The sequence below is a fragment of the Microcystis sp. LE19-10.1B genome (assembly GCF_027530565.1).
GTDB lineage: Bacteria > Cyanobacteriota > Cyanobacteriia > Cyanobacteriales > Microcystaceae > Microcystis > Microcystis aeruginosa.
On the sequence record NZ_JAPZQM010000641.1, the window covers coordinates 1 to 16303 of the forward strand.

The 16303-nt window shown below is 42.6% G+C and carries 19 protein-coding genes; 9 read left to right on the plus strand and 10 right to left on the minus strand.

Annotated features, from left to right (window positions below):
• Positions 1-309: 309 nt before the first annotated feature.
• Positions 310-762, plus strand: a complete 453-nt coding sequence (locus tag O9332_RS22975) for a DUF8637 domain-containing protein (protein ID WP_002763084.1) — start codon at positions 310-312, stop codon at positions 760-762.
• A 17-nt stretch (positions 763-779) separates the two neighbouring features.
• On the opposite strand, the gene O9332_RS22980 is transcribed toward O9332_RS22975, so the two are convergent.
• Complete coding sequence (locus tag O9332_RS22980; protein WP_002745320.1) at positions 780-1430, minus strand: ParA family protein; 651 nt, start codon at positions 1428-1430, stop codon at positions 780-782.
• A gap of 332 nt (positions 1431-1762) precedes the next feature.
• A complete protein-coding gene (gene gatB / locus O9332_RS22985) occupies positions 1763-3235 on the minus strand; it encodes an Asp-tRNA(Asn)/Glu-tRNA(Gln) amidotransferase subunit GatB (RefSeq protein ID WP_002763085.1) in 1473 nt (490 codons plus the stop codon).
• A gap of 602 nt (positions 3236-3837) precedes the next feature.
• On the opposite strand from gatB, the gene O9332_RS22990 reads away from it, so the two are divergent.
• Entirely contained in the window at positions 3838-5367 is a 1530-nt protein-coding gene (locus O9332_RS22990) for a pyruvate kinase (RefSeq protein WP_043999463.1), read from the plus strand.
• A gap of 204 nt (positions 5368-5571) precedes the next feature.
• Here the strand turns inward: O9332_RS22990 and O9332_RS22995 are convergent, their stop codons facing one another.
• Positions 5572-5766 carry a hypothetical protein gene (locus tag O9332_RS22995; protein WP_002763089.1) on the minus strand — a complete coding sequence of 65 codons (195 nt, stop codon included), beginning with the start codon at positions 5764-5766 and terminating at the stop codon, positions 5572-5574.
• Between the two features lie 236 nt (positions 5767-6002).
• Between O9332_RS22995 and O9332_RS23000 the strand changes: the two genes are divergently transcribed.
• From O9332_RS23000 to O9332_RS23015, 4 genes are all read left to right on the plus strand, one after another.
• Positions 6003-6578, plus strand: coding sequence for a hypothetical protein (locus O9332_RS23000; protein WP_288122663.1), 576 nt, complete (start codon positions 6003-6005; stop codon positions 6576-6578).
• 1 nt (position 6579) lies between these two features.
• A complete protein-coding gene (locus O9332_RS23005) occupies positions 6580-8259 on the plus strand; it encodes a glycosyltransferase family 39 protein (RefSeq protein ID WP_288027580.1) in 1680 nt (559 codons plus the stop codon).
• Positions 8260-8270: 11 nt separating this feature from the next.
• Positions 8271-8480 (plus strand): hypothetical protein, encoded by a 210-nt coding sequence (locus O9332_RS23010; protein WP_002752080.1) that lies wholly within the window; start codon positions 8271-8273, stop codon positions 8478-8480.
• A gap of 399 nt (positions 8481-8879) precedes the next feature.
• Positions 8880-9329, plus strand: a complete 450-nt coding sequence (locus tag O9332_RS23015) for a hypothetical protein (RefSeq protein WP_288027582.1) — start codon at positions 8880-8882, stop codon at positions 9327-9329.
• A gap of 39 nt (positions 9330-9368) precedes the next feature.
• Here O9332_RS23015 and O9332_RS28220 read toward each other — a convergent pair whose 3' ends face one another.
• The 6 genes from O9332_RS28220 to rpmH form a co-directional block, all read right to left on the minus strand.
• Positions 9369-9581 carry a hypothetical protein gene (locus O9332_RS28220; protein WP_353853438.1) on the minus strand — a complete coding sequence of 71 codons (213 nt, stop codon included), beginning with the start codon at positions 9579-9581 and terminating at the stop codon, positions 9369-9371.
• Between the two features lie 73 nt (positions 9582-9654).
• Positions 9655-10149, minus strand: a complete 495-nt coding sequence (locus tag O9332_RS23020; protein WP_002763096.1) for a Jag family protein — start codon at positions 10147-10149, stop codon at positions 9655-9657.
• On the minus strand, positions 10149-11297 hold the full coding sequence (yidC, locus tag O9332_RS23025) for a membrane protein insertase YidC (protein WP_002763097.1): 1149 nt from the start codon (positions 11295-11297) through the stop codon (positions 10149-10151). The genes O9332_RS23020 and yidC overlap by 1 nt, the downstream gene beginning before the upstream one ends.
• An 84-nt stretch (positions 11298-11381) precedes the next feature.
• A complete protein-coding gene (locus O9332_RS23030) occupies positions 11382-11777 on the minus strand; it encodes a PH domain-containing protein (RefSeq protein WP_002784373.1) in 396 nt (131 codons plus the stop codon).
• Positions 11767-12129 (minus strand): ribonuclease P protein component, encoded by a 363-nt coding sequence (gene rnpA, locus O9332_RS23035; protein ID WP_002797764.1) that lies wholly within the window; start codon positions 12127-12129, stop codon positions 11767-11769. Before rnpA ends, O9332_RS23030 begins: the two co-directional genes overlap by 11 nt.
• 26 nt (positions 12130-12155) lie before the next feature.
• Positions 12156-12293, minus strand: coding sequence for a 50S ribosomal protein L34 (gene rpmH, locus O9332_RS23040; protein WP_002739276.1), 138 nt, complete (start codon positions 12291-12293; stop codon positions 12156-12158).
• 90 nt (positions 12294-12383) lie between these two features.
• Between rpmH and O9332_RS23045 the strand changes: the two genes are divergently transcribed.
• From O9332_RS23045 to O9332_RS23055, 3 genes are all read left to right on the plus strand, one after another.
• On the plus strand, positions 12384-14348 hold the full coding sequence (locus O9332_RS23045; RefSeq protein WP_288027585.1) for an amylo-alpha-1,6-glucosidase: 1965 nt from the start codon (positions 12384-12386) through the stop codon (positions 14346-14348).
• A gap of 90 nt (positions 14349-14438) precedes the next feature.
• On the plus strand, positions 14439-15098 hold the full coding sequence (locus tag O9332_RS23050) for an HAD-IA family hydrolase (protein WP_288027587.1): 660 nt from the start codon (positions 14439-14441) through the stop codon (positions 15096-15098).
• 36 nt (positions 15099-15134) lie between these two features.
• The gene (locus O9332_RS23055) at positions 15135-15269 is read left to right on the plus strand and encodes a hypothetical protein (protein WP_002763108.1); all 135 of its coding nucleotides are present in this window, start codon (positions 15135-15137) and stop codon (positions 15267-15269) included.
• A gap of 31 nt (positions 15270-15300) precedes the next feature.
• On the opposite strand, the gene grpE is transcribed toward O9332_RS23055, so the two are convergent.
• A complete protein-coding gene (gene grpE / locus O9332_RS23060) occupies positions 15301-16023 on the minus strand; it encodes a nucleotide exchange factor GrpE (RefSeq protein ID WP_002763110.1) in 723 nt (240 codons plus the stop codon).
• Positions 16024-16303: the final 280 nt, after the last annotated feature.

The window sequence follows — 16303 nt, forward strand, 5'->3', positions numbered from 1 at the left end:
TTTGTACCAAGCGATGTACTACAAGAAGGATAATGCAAGGTTTTTGAACGTCCCAATCCTATTTTCTTGCACTAACATCGGACTTTAACAGGTCAAAAGCTTTATTTTAAAAGGGTTTTACCATTATTCAGCAAACCCTAATTACACATCTAAGCCACTACTCCGTCAGACTTCTGCTGATGTGAGCAAACAGAGAACTGAAAACTCAAATCCGATCCCTAATAGCTGTATCCCGTCTCCTGTCTCCTGTCTCGACTAGGAAATTAATTTTGCACGACTACTTATTTTTTTAATAGGAACTATCACCTGATGGGCATTTATTACACAATCGCTGCTGTTTTTCTAGGGATGCAATTAGCTGCAGGAGAAAATTTATCGGCGGCAAACCCTGATTTTCTCCAGCTGCAAAAAGCTCTAGAAAAACACAATTTCATCGTCAAAATTGCCCCGCCACCAGTGCGAGGAGCCTACGGTTTATTTGATAGTAAAACTAGAATTATTTGGATTCATCCCCTAGTTTTTGACTTAGGTATTGCCCGACCAACATTAATTCATGAAGCTGTCCATGCCGCTCAACTTTGTCATGGAGGCAAAACAGTTAAAGCTCTTAATTTAGCCATAGAACCACCAGCAATGACCAGAAGATTTTTTATGAATTATCAGGGTTTTAGCAGACAAATTGAAGCCGAAGCCTATACTGTTCAAGTTCAGCCCGATGGTCTAGATTTAGTCATTTCTTTACTGCAAAAATATTGTGCTTAGAAAACCTGTCGATAAATCTACCAATCCCGTTCTAATTCTTCGGCCACACGACGATAATCGGCACTGGCTTCTTGGGCATTTTTACCGCGCCAATTGGTAATAGCTACCCCGTCTAAAACGGCTTTTTCGTGGGCCTTATAATTTCTGACAAAAGCATGACAGGCAGGAATACCTAATTCTAATAAAGTATTTTGTGCTTCCAAAGTTTCCTTAAGACTACGGGAATCCACTTTTGTTAACAAAACCCGATAGGCAATTCCTAGGGGTTTAACTGCCGTGCGTACCGTGTCAATTAAAGCCATTAAATCCATCGGTGCGGGAGGAGTCGGTAAAATTAAATAATCTGATTCTGCTATTACTGCCGTCAGTAATTCGGAGCGCAAAGCTGGTGGTGTGTCAATCACGATCAGATCGTACTCGATAATTTGACGCAATTCTCCTAATTTCTCGGTATTAATTTGCTTGGCTAAATCAAATACCATACCCGCTTGATTTCTTTCTACCCACCAAGTGGAGGAACCCTGCGGATCCGCATCCACCAGCAAAACACGCTGATTCTGCCCCCAAATTGCCGCTAAATTGACCGCAGTGGTGGTTTTACCCACACCACCTTTACCGTTGACAACAGCGAGGATTTTTGGGCTATTAGGCTTTAATTGCGAGGTCATTTTCAGTTATCAGTTATCAGTTATCAGTTAAGTAAGTAGGCGTTAAAAGTTATCAGATGCCCCTCTTATTAAGGGGGGATCCCCCCGCCTACCGGCACCCCCCTTATCAAGGGGGGCAGGGGGGATCGAACCTAAAATCTATCTTCAATTTAATTATAACCAGCTACTTATCAGTTATCAGTTACCAGTTATCAGTTATCAGTTATCAGTTACCAGTTATCAGATTTGAGTTTTAAGTTCACTGTTTACTGTTTACTGATCACTGTTTACTGATCACTGAAAAAAAGCTCCCCACTGATTACTGTTTACTGATTACTGATCACTTAATATAACTAACCAGAAAGTTTTTGATCTAAGATTTGGCTAGTTAATTTAGGATCGGCTTTACCGCCGCTTTTTTTCATGACTTGACCGACAAAAAATCCCTTAAGATTGGTTTTACCCGCCCGGAATTTTTCTAACTCGCTTGGATGGGAGGCGATAATTTCCTCGATCAGTTTTTCGATCGCAGAATTGTCAGAAATTTGTATTAATCCTTTCTTTTCCACCAGCGCTTTTGGTGAACCGCCTTGGCTGAGAAGTTCTGGTAAAATTTCCTTAGCAATTTTGCCACTAATTGTTCCCGTTTCAATCAGTTTAACTAATTCCGCTAAGTCTGGTGCTTGCAGGGCAATTTCTGTGATCGTCAGCTTATTATTATTCAAATAAGCGGCGATATCTTGACTGATCCAGTTAGCGACTAATTTCGCATTGGCCCCCGCAATTACAGCAGTTTCAAAATATTCGGCCACGGTGCGATCATCGGTTAAAACCCTGGCATCGTAGGGGGAAAGACCAAATTCTTCTTCATAACGACGACGTTTACGAGCGGGTAATTCCGGTAATTCTTCTGCCCAAGCTTTTAACTGTTCGGGGGAGACTTCCAGGGGGGGTAAATCCGGTTCGGGAAAATAGCGATAATCGCTAGAACCTTCTTTTTTCCGCATACTAATCGTCCGTTGAGTAGCTTCTTCCCAAAGACGGGTTTCCTGTACGATTGGTTCGCCATTTTCGATCGCTTCAATTTGTCGATCGATCTCGTATTCTATGGCTTTTTGGATAGCACTAAAGGAGTTCATATTTTTAATTTCTACCTTAGTCCCGAACTTTTTAGTGCCTTTTTTGCGAACGGAAATATTGACATCGCAGCGCAGGGAACCTTCCTGCATATTACCGTCACTGATGCCGAGATAACGCACTAAACGCCTTAATTCTTGGGCATATTCCGCCGCTTCGGCCCCAGTGCGTAAATCCGGTTCCGAGACGATTTCCAATAATGGTACACCTGTACGATTAAAATCCACGAGGGAATGGGTGGAACCGGAGAGACGTTCGCTGCCAGCATGAACCAGTTTTCCCGCGTCTTCTTCCATGTGCAGACGGGTAATGCCGATAATTTTGCGGCTAACTTCCTTAGTTTTTTTATCGACGATCTCGATTTCTAGTTGACCCTGTTCGACAATAGGGAGATCATACTGGGAAATTTGATAATTTTTCGGCAGGTCGGGATAAAAATACTGTTTGCGATCGAATTTGCTATGAGGTGTGATTTTACCGTCGATAGCTAATCCCAGTTTAACGGCACTGGCCAGGACTTCTTGGTTAAGGACGGGTAATACCCCAGGATAACCCAAACAGACGGGACAGACGTTAGTATTGGGGGGACTATCGAAGTTGGTGGGACAGGAACAAAATATCTTGCTTCTGGTGTTCAGTTGACAGTGGGTTTCTAAACCGATAATTGCTTCGTATTCAGTGGCAGACATATTTTCTCGCTCTCGCCGACACAGGAATGATCTGTTTAATCATTATAGTCGCGATTCTGGAGCATTCCCTCCCTTCATAAAACTTAATACTGTAGTTACTAATTACTTTAGTCACCTTTAATATAGCTCAAAAAAGATAATTGATTCAACCAATGTCCGCCATTATTTTTAATTTTATCAAAGGCATAAGACAAGGAAGCTTATCGATAATTTTTCACCAATCAACCTAGCCTTTCTAGTATCCACCACCGACCACAGAAAACGAAACCTAAAACTTTCCACCTCACCGTTAAGATAACCGACATAAATCGTAGCAAAAATTAACTTCTAGAGACGGGATATTTGCTTAGTATAGAAACAGAGAGATTATACCTGAGAACTGACCCCATAACCAGCCAAAAGCAATATAAGCGGCGAAAGTGAGCATTTTCTAGGCAAGTATTGCCTTAGTAAGTAGGTGGGTGGAATTAAATATAAGATGAACGTAGGTTGGGTTGAAGCATGAAACCCAACGCCCGCATGGGTTACGCTACCGCTAACCCATCCTACAAATAATTGTGCCTCCCTACTTAATTGACGATTTTTACTTTTTACTCAATTTTATGTCTTTAACTCTCTCAGAACAACTCAAACGAGAACAATTATCCTACCCCCAAACTCTCCTCCATCATCTGCAAAGGTTACGGCATTTTGTGACAGTGGAAGGAGAGGAGAAATTGCAGCAGTGGAAAAACCTCATTGAAAAGGAGAATTTTCAACCTAGCACCCGTAATTTAGCCTATTATCTCGCCCTGAGACAAGAAGATATCCGGGATTTACAATTAGCTTTAATGCCCTGGGGATTATCTTCCCTAGGCCGGATTGAATCGAAAGTTTTACCGACTCTCGATGCGGTAATTGCCACTTTAGGGGCGGTTTGTCATCAAGAAGCCTCATTATTACCCAAACATCCCCCTTTAGAGGCATTTTTCCAAGGAGATCAACTTTTAGCCTCCCATAGCGCCGAAGTTTTCGGTCTGCCTTCCCCCCGGCGTCGGGTGCGAATTATGGTGACAATGCCGACGGAGGCGGCAACCGACCCCGATTTTATCGCTCAATTACTGCGTTGCGGGATGGACTGTATTCGCATTAATTGCGCCCATGATGGACCCAAAGAGTGGCAGGGAATGATCGAAAATCTGCGCGAGGCGGTCAAAAATCCCGAAAATTTAGTCAATGGACATACCTGTAAGGTTTATATGGACTTAGCTGGCCCAAAAATCCGTTTAGAACAGATTTTAGCCCCCCAGTCCCAAACCAGACTATATCAAGGGGATTTTCTCCTCTTAACCACCCAACCGCCCCATACTGCCCATCCTCAGTATTTTCAGGCTAATTGTTCCCAACCGGAAATTATTCCCCAAATTCCCGTCGGGGCGAAAGTTTGGATTGATGATGGTCATATTGGGGCTGAAGTTATTGCCATAATGCCAGAAGGTCTCTTACTAAAAATTACCCACGCTAGGGAGAAAGGGGAAAAACTCAAAGCAGATAAAGGCCTAAATTTCCCCGATACCGTCTTAAATATCGATCCTTTGACCGCAAAAGACCGGCAAGATTTAGATTTTATTGCCCAAAATGCCGATATTATCGGTTACTCTTTTGTGCAAAAAGCCAGCGATATCGAGACACTACAGCTAGAGTTACAAAGTCGTTTGGGGGATGCTTGGCGACAAAAAGCAATTGTGGCCAAAATAGAAACACCTTTAGCCGTGAAAAATCTACCCGAATTAATCATCCATGCCGCCGGTAAACAACCTTTTGGGGTGATGATTGCCCGGGGTGATTTGGCCGTAGAAATTGGCTATCAAAGACTCGCAGAAATTCAAGAGGAAATTCTCTGGTTATGCGAAGCGGCCCATATTCCAGTAATTTGGGCCACCCAAGTCCTAGAAAATCTGGTCAAGAAAAGTATTCCTTCCCGGGCCGAGATTACGGATGCCGCTATGGCCGAAAGAGCCGAATGTGTCATGCTTAATAAGGGGGAATATATCCGTGAAGCGGTGACAATTCTCGATGATGTTTTACAAAGAATGCAGAGCCACCAAGCTAAAAAAACGCCCCAATTACGCGCCCTCCATTCTTGGGTTTAGGCAGTTTCAGTTATTAGTTATTAGTTATCAGTTATTAGTTATCAGTTATCAGTTATCAGTTATCAGTTATCAGTTATCAGTTATCAGTTATCAGTTATCAGTTATCAGGAGATTATTTTTATTTATTCTCCCCAGTTCATAATTCATAATTCATAATTCATAATTCCTCACACCTTTTCAACAGGATTGAGAATCAGAGGCAAATTAACGCATATTATTGACCGCACCACTAACCAAACCAGCGCTAACATAGCGACCATAACCATCAAGACGGTTTTGTTGAGCGATTCGGGAGGGATTATTGACGAGATCGGCAACTCCCACACCCATCATCACCACGGAGATAACTGCGATTAAGTAGTTACGGACAAAAGTTTGATTTTGGTGGTTGGCTAACATGGTTGTCACCTCTCTTTCCTGTCGATAACCTTAGAATACGAGAGGGTTTGGGGTGATGTCAGTCCCATAATTCCGGGTGACAGAAGTGGAAAAAAGTGGAATCCACAGATAAGCTATGATTTTTTGTCGATTAGAATCGGTAAATAGGGAATCGGGAACAGGAAAAGGGCAATATTCGTCGCTTATATGGTTAAATAATCAGTAAATTGCCTAAAAACTGACATATTCTCCAGAATATGACCCTAGAAACAGCGATTATGACCATAAAATTTTTCTGGCCTTTAGTTTTAGGATTATCTATTGTTATTATTGACAATGGGCAATATTTGAGAGCAGAAACGGTAACTTTGAGCGCCAGTCAACGGCAACAACTGCGATCGCTAGATGCTAAGATTATTTTACCTAAATATATCCCCCCCGGATTTCGGGCCAGCGAGATTAAAATCCTCGCAGAAGAGGGGAAAGGATACGCAGTCCTCTTTGAAAATGCCGAGAATAGCTGTTTTTTGGTGGAAGGAATCGAAAACGCCAGGGGCGATGATGGTTTAGAATTAGAGGGAACCCTAGCGCTCAATTCCCCACTATTTGGGGAAGGATACTGGCTTAATTATGGTACACCCAAAGACTCGGAATTAAGGCAACAATTCCCCGAACCCGATTTGTATTCCGATTGGATGAAAATGGGAGAATATTTTTATCGTCTCAGTGGGGCATTAATTGCCCGGGAGGAGTATGATTATCCTAATTGCCGTCAAGATATTTCCCCATCGGAAGCGGTTAAAATAATCGAATCTTTTGGAGATAACAATTAAATTGAATTTATCTACAGTCATTTCTGATCTACAACAAAGAAGCAAGGAGCGGTTATCTTGGTCTGATTTTTGCTGGTTAGGATTAGTAATAATTTTGGGACTGGTTATTAGGTTAACACAATTAACGAGCAAACCTCCCTGGACGGATGAATTTGCCACTATGGTTTTTAGTATTGGCAATAATTACCAGATAGTGCCGTTAAATCAAATAATTTCCCTAGACACTTTATTAGCACCTCTCCAGAGCAACCATCAGGCAACTATTGCCGATGTAATTAAATTAGTTATTCAGGAGGACAATCATCCACCTTTATATTTTATTCTCGCCTATCTCTGGAATAAATTATTCTTTGATCGGGGAGAATATGTATCTTTAGCAGGAATGCGATCGCTGGCAGTTTTTTGGGGAGTTATTTCGATTCCTTTAATTTATTTTATCAGTAAATTGGTCTTTAAATCTGGCTCGATCGCTTTTCTGTCGGCGATTTTAATGGCGGTTTCTCCCTACGCGGTTTTTATCTCCCAAGAAGCGCGTCATTATACTTTAGCGGTTGTATTTGTCCTCATATCTTTAGGCTGTTTTCTTAAGGCAAGCATCAAAATTATCGACCATAAGAGAATATCCCATACTTTGGTTTTTTTCTGGTTAATTGTCAACTGTCTAGGGTTATTAGTCCACTATTTTTTTAGTTTAACTATCCTAGCGGAAGCGATAACTTTATTATGGATTTTATTCAATCAAATCAAACAAAAAAACTTTTGGATAACTAATTGGTGGCGTTTAAGTTTATTTTTTTTAGGTAACTTGAGCTTTATTATTATTTGGTTTATCACGTTTGTACCCAAAGATTATGGCAATCAGATGACCAGTTGGATTCAGAGAGACAATGATAGTTTTTTGTCCGTAATTAGCCCCTTTTTTCAATTGCTGGGAACATTAATTACTATGCTTTCCCTGCTCCCCGTCGAATCAGAATCTTTAATAATTATCTTGATTTCTGGGGCAATAATGATCGGTTTTTTTCTCTGGATTATCCCACAATTAAAAACAGCATGGCTAGACTCCTATAAACCCGAATTAGGCATTCTCTCGGCATTTTTTCTCAGTTCAATTGCCATTTTCTTTGTCATCACCTATCTGCTTTCGATCGATATTACCCGGGGAGCTAGATATAGTTTTGTTTACTTTCCCTCGGTAATTTTAATTCTAGCAATTTTATTAGATAATTGTTGGCAAAGGAAGCAGAAAAGAATAGTAATTATTGTAATTATCATGGCTTTAGTTAGTTCCCTAAGTGTGACTTTTAATTTAGGCTATCGTAAGTATTATCGCCCAGATAAATTAGTTACCACTATCGAAAATAATAGCCGTTATCCGTTAGTAATTGCCACTAGCTATAGGAGTTTAGTGCAGGTGGGAGAAATGATGGGAATTGCTTGGGAATTTAACCAAAGATTTCCCGATAAAACCCCTAAGTTTCTCTTAGTTAACCCAGAACAAAAGCCAAATTTTAATCTGTCATCTTCCCCCCCTTTTGAATTATGGTTAATTAATTTCCATTCTTCAATAGATTTATCGGACTGTCAACTCTCAGAGTTATCCTCCAATTATGTAACAGGTTATCAATATCAAAAGTTTCTCTGTGGGCGATCGATGGATTATAATAATAAAGTTAAGTAGGGCTATTAACTATGATTATTTGGGTAAATGAACAGATTGATCCCTGTGGTTTAGTACAAGCTTGTATTGCCTGTCAAGACGAACAAGCGGCAAAAGATTGTCATCAAAGTTGGTTAACCAATCTTACGGACGAACAAAAACAAGCGGGGTGGGTGGCAGTTTTAAGAACCGTAGAATCTTGGGATGATGTACCTGTAAATGCTCTGAAGTTAAGTTATTAACTAGGGTTTGCGGCAAAAAGTTTTTCGTGGGTGTGGGGTGTTTTTAAAGTTGGATGGGGAGTTAATCCCACTATTAACAACGTCAATCGATGACAAAATTTTGGCTGCCAGAGCTTTGAGAGCAAAAACAGGCGAAAAGACAGAAGAGAAAGGAGATATCTGGCTAAAATAACGTCAGTTCCGGTTAAGCAGATTGTGCCATGACTTTCAGGAAAGAATAGGACTGACTGGCTACGGTAAAATTAGGGTTTCGGCTTATCTCGAACTGAGGTTAAAATAAAAAATATTTCAGTTATCAATAGTAAAGCCCACTAAAATGATAACTGTCCTTCATTCCTAAGCTAAACGGCGCTTAACCTGCATGATCCAATAGCTATAACCCTTTTGGAGTCTATATCGGTGATCCGAAGTAAAAGCCGTTTAGCTTACTCAAAACAGGGGCTATTTTTCGTGAATATCAGAAAAGAAATCACTTTATTGATGATGTGCATGGCATTTTCGAGTACATTTTTCGGTGAGGTTTTCGCTGCTCCACGTCTTGACTGGCACAGTGCCGATTTTGAAGGTCTGCGAGTAATTGCCGAGTCAGCTTGGAAGACCGAATACGAAGCAAAGAAACGCGGGGAAGAACTACACTTCAAATATGGATTTCAAAATCTGGGTATTCTTTGGATTCCTTACTATAGTAATCTATCGGGAAAATCGCTCTATCAAACAATTATCGTTCCAGAGGGCAATTGTGATCGATTTTTACAAGAGAATATTCGACGAATCAATCGCGATGCCTACTGCTTTACACCCAGTAATCGTGGTTTAGCTCCCAACCGTCGAGGTGGTCGTATTTTCTAATTTTATATCTCCACGGCCGTGGTAATTCTCAACTCAATTTTAGAGTGAACAAGAAAGCCAAAGCCTAAAATAGGGTTTGCTGAATAAATATAAAAACCTTGTTGGATAAGACTTTTGGACTTTTTTCCCCTCAAAAAGTGCCAGCCATTGCGGGGATAGGGGGGAAAATTCAGGTACTTTTTCCCTGAAAATTAGGTAGTTGACCACCTGAAAATCGATCAAACCCCACACCCCACACCCCACACCCCACACCCTGCCCCCAGAAAAGCTTTTTCAGCAGCCCCTAAAATAAAAAAGAGGGCAGGTTTTATCCCACCCTTTGGTCTTATTTTAAACGAATTACTAACCGGCGATCGGGTTCCACGCCGCGACTTTCCGTGGTTAAATCGTTTTCTTCCTGAAAAAAGGCATGGATTTGGCGACGTTCCGCCGAAGATAGGGCTTTTAATTCTATTTCCTGCCCTGTTTGCCGCACTTGCGTCGCCGCTTGATTCACCCAGTCGAAAAGTTCTGCCTGTCTTTGTTGACGATAGCCATTGATTTCGACAATATAGAACTGATGTTCTGCCGCCTCGACACCAATATTCAGAATCGTATTAGCTAGGGATTGAATCGCATCCAGTCCCTCACCCTTGTTAGCGAGGAGAAGTTCCACTTGTTGGGGACTCAATTGACTACTATCAATAATTAACCAACAGGAGGAAGGTCCAGTTCCCAATTCCTGCACACCAATCTGGACATCTGCGGGCATGGCTATCAACTTTAGCAGTTTTTCCAGCCATTGTTTAGCTTTCTCGCTATTTTGCTCCCATATACTCATTACGATGTTTTTTCCTTTTTCTTGCTAGAACGTTTTTCAAAGGGGAGAGCATCGCGGGATTTTTCCGTTTTTTCCTGTTCCGCTACCAATTTTTGCAGGTTTTCCGGTAACGGTTCCCGCATCAAAATCACCGTTTGAATAGTTTGGAAGATGTTCGCGGTTAAGATATACATCAATACCCCCGCTGGTAAGGGGAAAAACAGGAACATCATACTAAAAATTATCGGGGTGATTTTATTCACCGTTTGCTGTTGTTGGGCTGCCCCCCCCGAAGGAGCGCCGGCACCGGATAACTCTTGGTTAACATAGATACTAATACCGAAAGCGATCACCATCGCCAAAATATCCCAGTGAATTTCACCATTGGCACCGGTTGCCCCAATTCTTCCCAGGGCCTCAATAAAGAGAAAACCCGTATTAGCGGCAATCCCCGGCACGATAACTTTAATACTGGCATCTCCGGGGGCTAAAGCGACGATGGAACCGTCTTCATTAACTTGCACCAGTTCTTGACCTTTAACCACCTCGTAGGTGGGTTTTAGGTTATTTTCCGGTGCTTCCGTGGCTAATTGGCTTAAAGACTTGCCCTGGTCGTTTTGCAGGTCGATTTTTACCTGTTCTCCCGGAGCGATTTTATTGCCTTGGGGTAAAAAAGCGGTGATGGGATAGTGGAGAGACTCGTCAATATAGACGTTTTGGGGTTTGGTGCCATAGGGTTGGCGCTGCACGAGGGCGATTTGTTCAGCCGGCAGCACCTGTAAATCGACGGTATAGTTAATATCCGAGAAGGGGGAACCCCGCAGCGTCGCAAATAAAGCCAAAAGAATCGGCATTTGTAATAGCAGGGGTAAACAACCGGCCAGGGGATTGCCCAACTCCTGCATTAATTTGCCCATTTCCTCCTGTTGTTTTTGCGGGTCATTTTTGTAGCGTTGTTGAATTTCTGCCTGTCTTTCCTTCATCAAGGGTTGAGTGATTCGCATTTTTCTCATATTGCGAATCTGGCCGGCACTGAGGGGAAAGACGGCAAATCTCACCACCAGCGTTAAAGCAATGATGGCGAAACCGTAACTATGCACAATCCGAAAGAAAAAATCTAGGATTGGCAACATGATATTTGTGGAAATAAATCCGACTCCAAAATCCATGGGTTTAATCTATGTCTTCTCGTTTAATGGGGTGGCACTGTAACAAATCTAATTTATCGAATCGAGGCGATCGATTATTTTGTTTTATTGACTGATGATCGATTCTAGGGGACGACCGGTTTTATCGGCGACTCTTTCGGCAATGTAGTCATGAATTTCCCGGAATTTCGGCATCGCGCGCATTTCTAAACGACTTCTATCCTTGAGAGTTACGACAATATCCCCCCAAACACCAATTCCTCTCGGCATTTTTGCCACTTTTGCCACTTCTGAATAGATAATATCTGTGCGATCGCGTCCCATCCAACCCCCAGTGATCGAAATCCGCCGATCGGTTATCTTATATCTTAACCAGATTGCCCGTACCACTGCCCCAACGGTTAAAGGCAAACAAATCACCGTAAATCCTAGCAGGATATTGATGATTAGGTCGCCGATGTGCGGACCGCCTTCATAAAAAGTTTCTTCTTTAATGCCCATGAATTATATTCGCCTTCACTAACAACTGCTTTAATTCTCGCAAAAAATGTTCATAATTGCACTCGATCGCCCCTGGACGGATAATGATTATCCCTCGCCATCCTGCCGCTATTTCTGGCAATAACTCCCGAATTACCGCTCTTATTTGTCTTTTTAGTCGATTACGAACCACCGCTTTTTTACTAACTTTCTTGCTAATCGAGATACCAAAACGACTGGGGCCGGGGGCATCTGGGCAAGAATCCTCTAAACTAATTAAGGTTAAGTGGGAACCGTGATAACGCTTCCCTGTTCCATAGACAGCTTGAAAATCCTGTCGATGTTTTAAGCGATGAATTTGGGGTAGTCCCACGAAAATTAGTCGGTTCCCAGAATAACCTAAACACTTAAACGATAGCGCCCTCTTTTCCGACGAGCTTTAATCACTTTACGTCCGTTGACGCTACGCATTCTCGCTCTAAATCCGGAAGTGCGCTTCTGTTTGCGCGTGGTTCCTTCTAAAGTACGTTTACTCACTGCTGATTTTTCTCCTTAAGATAGAGTTAGTCTATAGATATAAAGACACAATTTTTGATTATAACAAAATTACTAGGAATTGGGAAGCCCATGGTCAAGCTCCGTTTTGGTCGAGATATCTGCAATTATCTCCCGGTGGCTGAAAAGCGCGAATGGTTAGTCACTAATGGTATTGGTGGTTTTGCCGCGGGAACTGTGGCCGGATTGCTAACTCGCTGTTATCATGGTCTCTTGATCGCTGCTTTGGCTCCACCGACACAAAGAACGCTTCTTGTGACTAAAATCGATGAATCGATACAATATAACCAGAAAATTTATCATCTGGCCAGCAATCGCTGGTTAGGTGCTACGATCGAACCGCAAGGCTATATTAATATCGAAAGTTTTCATCTGGAAGGCACAATTCCCGTCTGGACTTTTATCTGCGGGGATGCCTTACTAGAAAAGCGTATCTGGATGGAACAGGGAGAAAATACCACCTATACTCACTATACCTACCGTCGTGGCAATTCTCCCCTAACTCTCAATCTGACTGCTTTTGTCAATTATCGTGATTTTCACGGCAATACCCAGGGTTTTAACTGGCAAATGGCTATTAGTCCCCTAGAAAAAGGAGTCAGAGTGATTGCCTATGACAATGCTGTACCTTTTTATCTATTAATCAGTCAGGGAGAGGTTTTTCCCGCTCATATCTGGTATTATCGCTTTGATTTGGCCGTGGAACGTTATCGTGGTTTAATCGATCGAGAAAATCATCTTCATGGGGCTAGTTTTTCGGCTACTCTTAAAGTGGGAGAATCGGTGACAATTGCCGCTAGTACCCGTCCCGATCCGAATTTAGACGGTCAATCTTCTCTAGAGTCTCGCTATCGCTACGAAAATAGTCTGATTAATCCCCAGCAGCCCGAATGGATTCAACAACTTACCCTCGCTGCCGACCAGTTTATCGTTAGTCGTCCTCTCCGGGATCAACCGGAGGGCAAAACGATAATCGCGGGTTATCCTTGGTTTGGTGATTGGGGTCGCGATACGATGATCTCCCTAAGAGGATTAACTTTGACTACAGGCAGATCTGCGATCGCGCGTCAGATTTTACTAACTTTTTCCCGTTATCTAGACCAGGGTTTATTGCCGAATTTACTGCCCGATGGGGGAGAAATGCCCGAATATAACGCTGTCGATGCTATTCTTTGGTATTTTGAAGCCATTCGTTCCTATTTTAACCAAAGCCAAGATTTTGAGTTTCTCAGAACTATTTATCCCGCTTTAACGGAAGTGATCGCTTGGTTTCGTCGCGGTACTCGCTACAATATTCACCTAGATGACGATGGTTTGATCTATGCCGGCGAAGCGGGAGTACAATTGACTTGGATGGATGCCAAAGTTGATGATCTGGTGATTACTCCCCGCATCGGCAAACCCGTAGAAATTAATGCCCTTTGGTTCAATGCCCTCAAAATAATGGTTCAATTTGCCCATTATTTGGGCATGGATGCCACTGATTACGAAAAAATGAGAAAAATGACCCTAAAAGGGTTCTCTCGCTTCTGGGATGATTCTCTGGGGTATTGTTACGATGTTTTGGATACGGACAAGGGTAATGATGCCAGTTTACGACCGAATCAACTTTTTGCCGTGTCTTTGTCGGTGGAGGAGTTATTAAATTCCTCACAGAAAAGGGCTATTGTCGATATTTGTGCTTTAAAATTGTTGACTTCTCGCGGTTTGCGATCGCTAGATGCCGATCATCCTGATTACCTTGGCGTTTACAGTGGCGATCGCTTAAAAAGAGATAGTGCCTACCATCAGGGGACAGTCTGGGGATGGTTATTAGGGGCATTTATCGAGGCCCATCTGAAAGTCTATCGCGATCCCATCCTAGCTGAGAGTTTTTTAACACCGATGATCGACCATCTTCGGGATAGCTGTATCGGTAATTTAAGCGAAATTTTCGATGGTAATGCCCCTTTTACCCCTAGGGGCGCTTTTGCCCAAGCATGGACAGTGGCAGAGGTATTAAGGGTTTGGCAAGTGATCCGAGAATTTTCGCCATAATCCTTTAAAATGAGCAATTGTTAGGTGTGTTAGACCAGCTAAAGGACCGACCCTAAAAACCTCAGTTAGACCGTTAAAGACAAAACTCTCATGGAGAAACCGCAAGTTATTTTTCTCGATGCTGTGGGGACCATTTTTGGGGTAAAAGGCAGTGTCGGAGCAATTTATAGTCAAATAGCGGCGGATTTTGGGGTAGAGGTGGCGGCCGAGCCTATAGAACAGTCTTTCTCGGCTATTTTCCCCACTGCTCCCCCCTTAGCTTTTCCTGAGGTTGAACCGGCACAAATTCCCGAGTTAGAGTATCGCTGGTGGCGATCGCTGACTGGGGCGGTTTTTAATAATTTAGGTTATCTGGAACGATTTCCCGATTTTGAGGCTTTTTTTGGCGAACTTTACCGTCATTTTGCCACGGCCGAGCCTTGGGTGCTGTACGAGGATGTCATTCCCGCTTTAAGACTCTGGCAGATTCAGGGGATCGAGTTGGGCATTATTTCTAATTTTGATAGTCGTATCTACCAAGTTTTGGCCGAATTAGGCTTAGAATATTTTTTTCGATCGATCACGATTTCTTCCCAGACAGGAGCAGCTAAACCCGATGCTGAAATTTTTCAAATCGCCCTGCAAAAACATGATTGTTCCCCCGCACAAGCTTGGCATATTGGCGATAGTAAAAAAGAGGATTACCAAGGAGCAAAAGCCTTGGGTATAGAAGCGTTTTTAATTAAAAGATCAATAGGGCCTGCTGAATAAATCTAAAAACCTTGTGGGATAATATCTTTGGCTCTTATGGGTAAAATCCTACAACCCACACCCTGCCCCCACGAAAAACTTTTTCAGCAAACTTTAGGTCAAGAGAGAAAAAGTCTTTCAGTGGGAATAGGGGATAGGGAGGGAATACATACCCTACCAGCTAATACCTAACCCTCAAACTGCTTTAATCCCCATCGGGATTTTAGACTGATTCCTGGGATGGGATGGCAGTCGCTTCTGACTGAGCAGCGTTAGGATCTGTCTCTTTGGGGGCGGCCACTTTTACCAAAGCATGACGCAAAACATCTTCTCCGAGAGTGTATCCTCGCACTAGCTGCTCGACCACCGTGCCTTCGGGATGTTCATCGGTGTACTCCCGCATCATCGCTTCGTGGTAGGTGGGATCAAAGGGTTGACCTTCCGGACGCATGGGGGAAACGCCTAAACGCTTGAGACTCTCTACTAAGATTTTATAGACCCCTTGGTAACTCTTGTGAATACCCATCTCGCCATCATTAGCCGGTTTAATTTGAGTACGGGCGCGCTCAAAATTATCCACCACGCCAAGAATTTCCATCAGGGTTTTGCCCTTGATTTTTGTTTCCAGTTCCTCTTTTTCCTTGGCTGTGCGTTTGCGAAAATTGTCGAACTCGGCTGCTAGAGTGATATAGCGTTTCTTGTAGGCATCAACCTGTTGGGTTTGTTCCTCTAACTGCTGTTTGAGAGTATCAATTTCCTCTTGTAGAGTATCGATAGTCATTCCGCCTAGAAAGGAAAATTCCTCGCTAGAGGCGGCCTGATCCGTCACAGTTTTGGCTTCATCGGTGACACTGGCTTCCGATTCGGTGGTCAGGGATTCGGGGGAATTAGGAAAGGATTCTTGGTTTTCGTCGAAAATTACTGAGGTATTTGGTTCTGCACTCATAGTAGACAATTTTATTGGGTAATTTGGCAATATATGACCATTTACTGCTAATTTTGGTCTTTAAGTACCAGCTAATAATCAAGGTTTAACCCTTAATGTAACATTTTGTGGACAAGATGCGTAACTAGATATGAGCGACCCCAGCAATTCCAAATTCAGAATGTAGCAAGGAATACAGAATACAAAACGCTTTTGCCCTGTAGCTCCCCATCCAAAATCAAGAAGAATTAACGCGAGTAACAGGGATGGCCTCATCGAGCATAAAGTCTAAAAGGTGGTG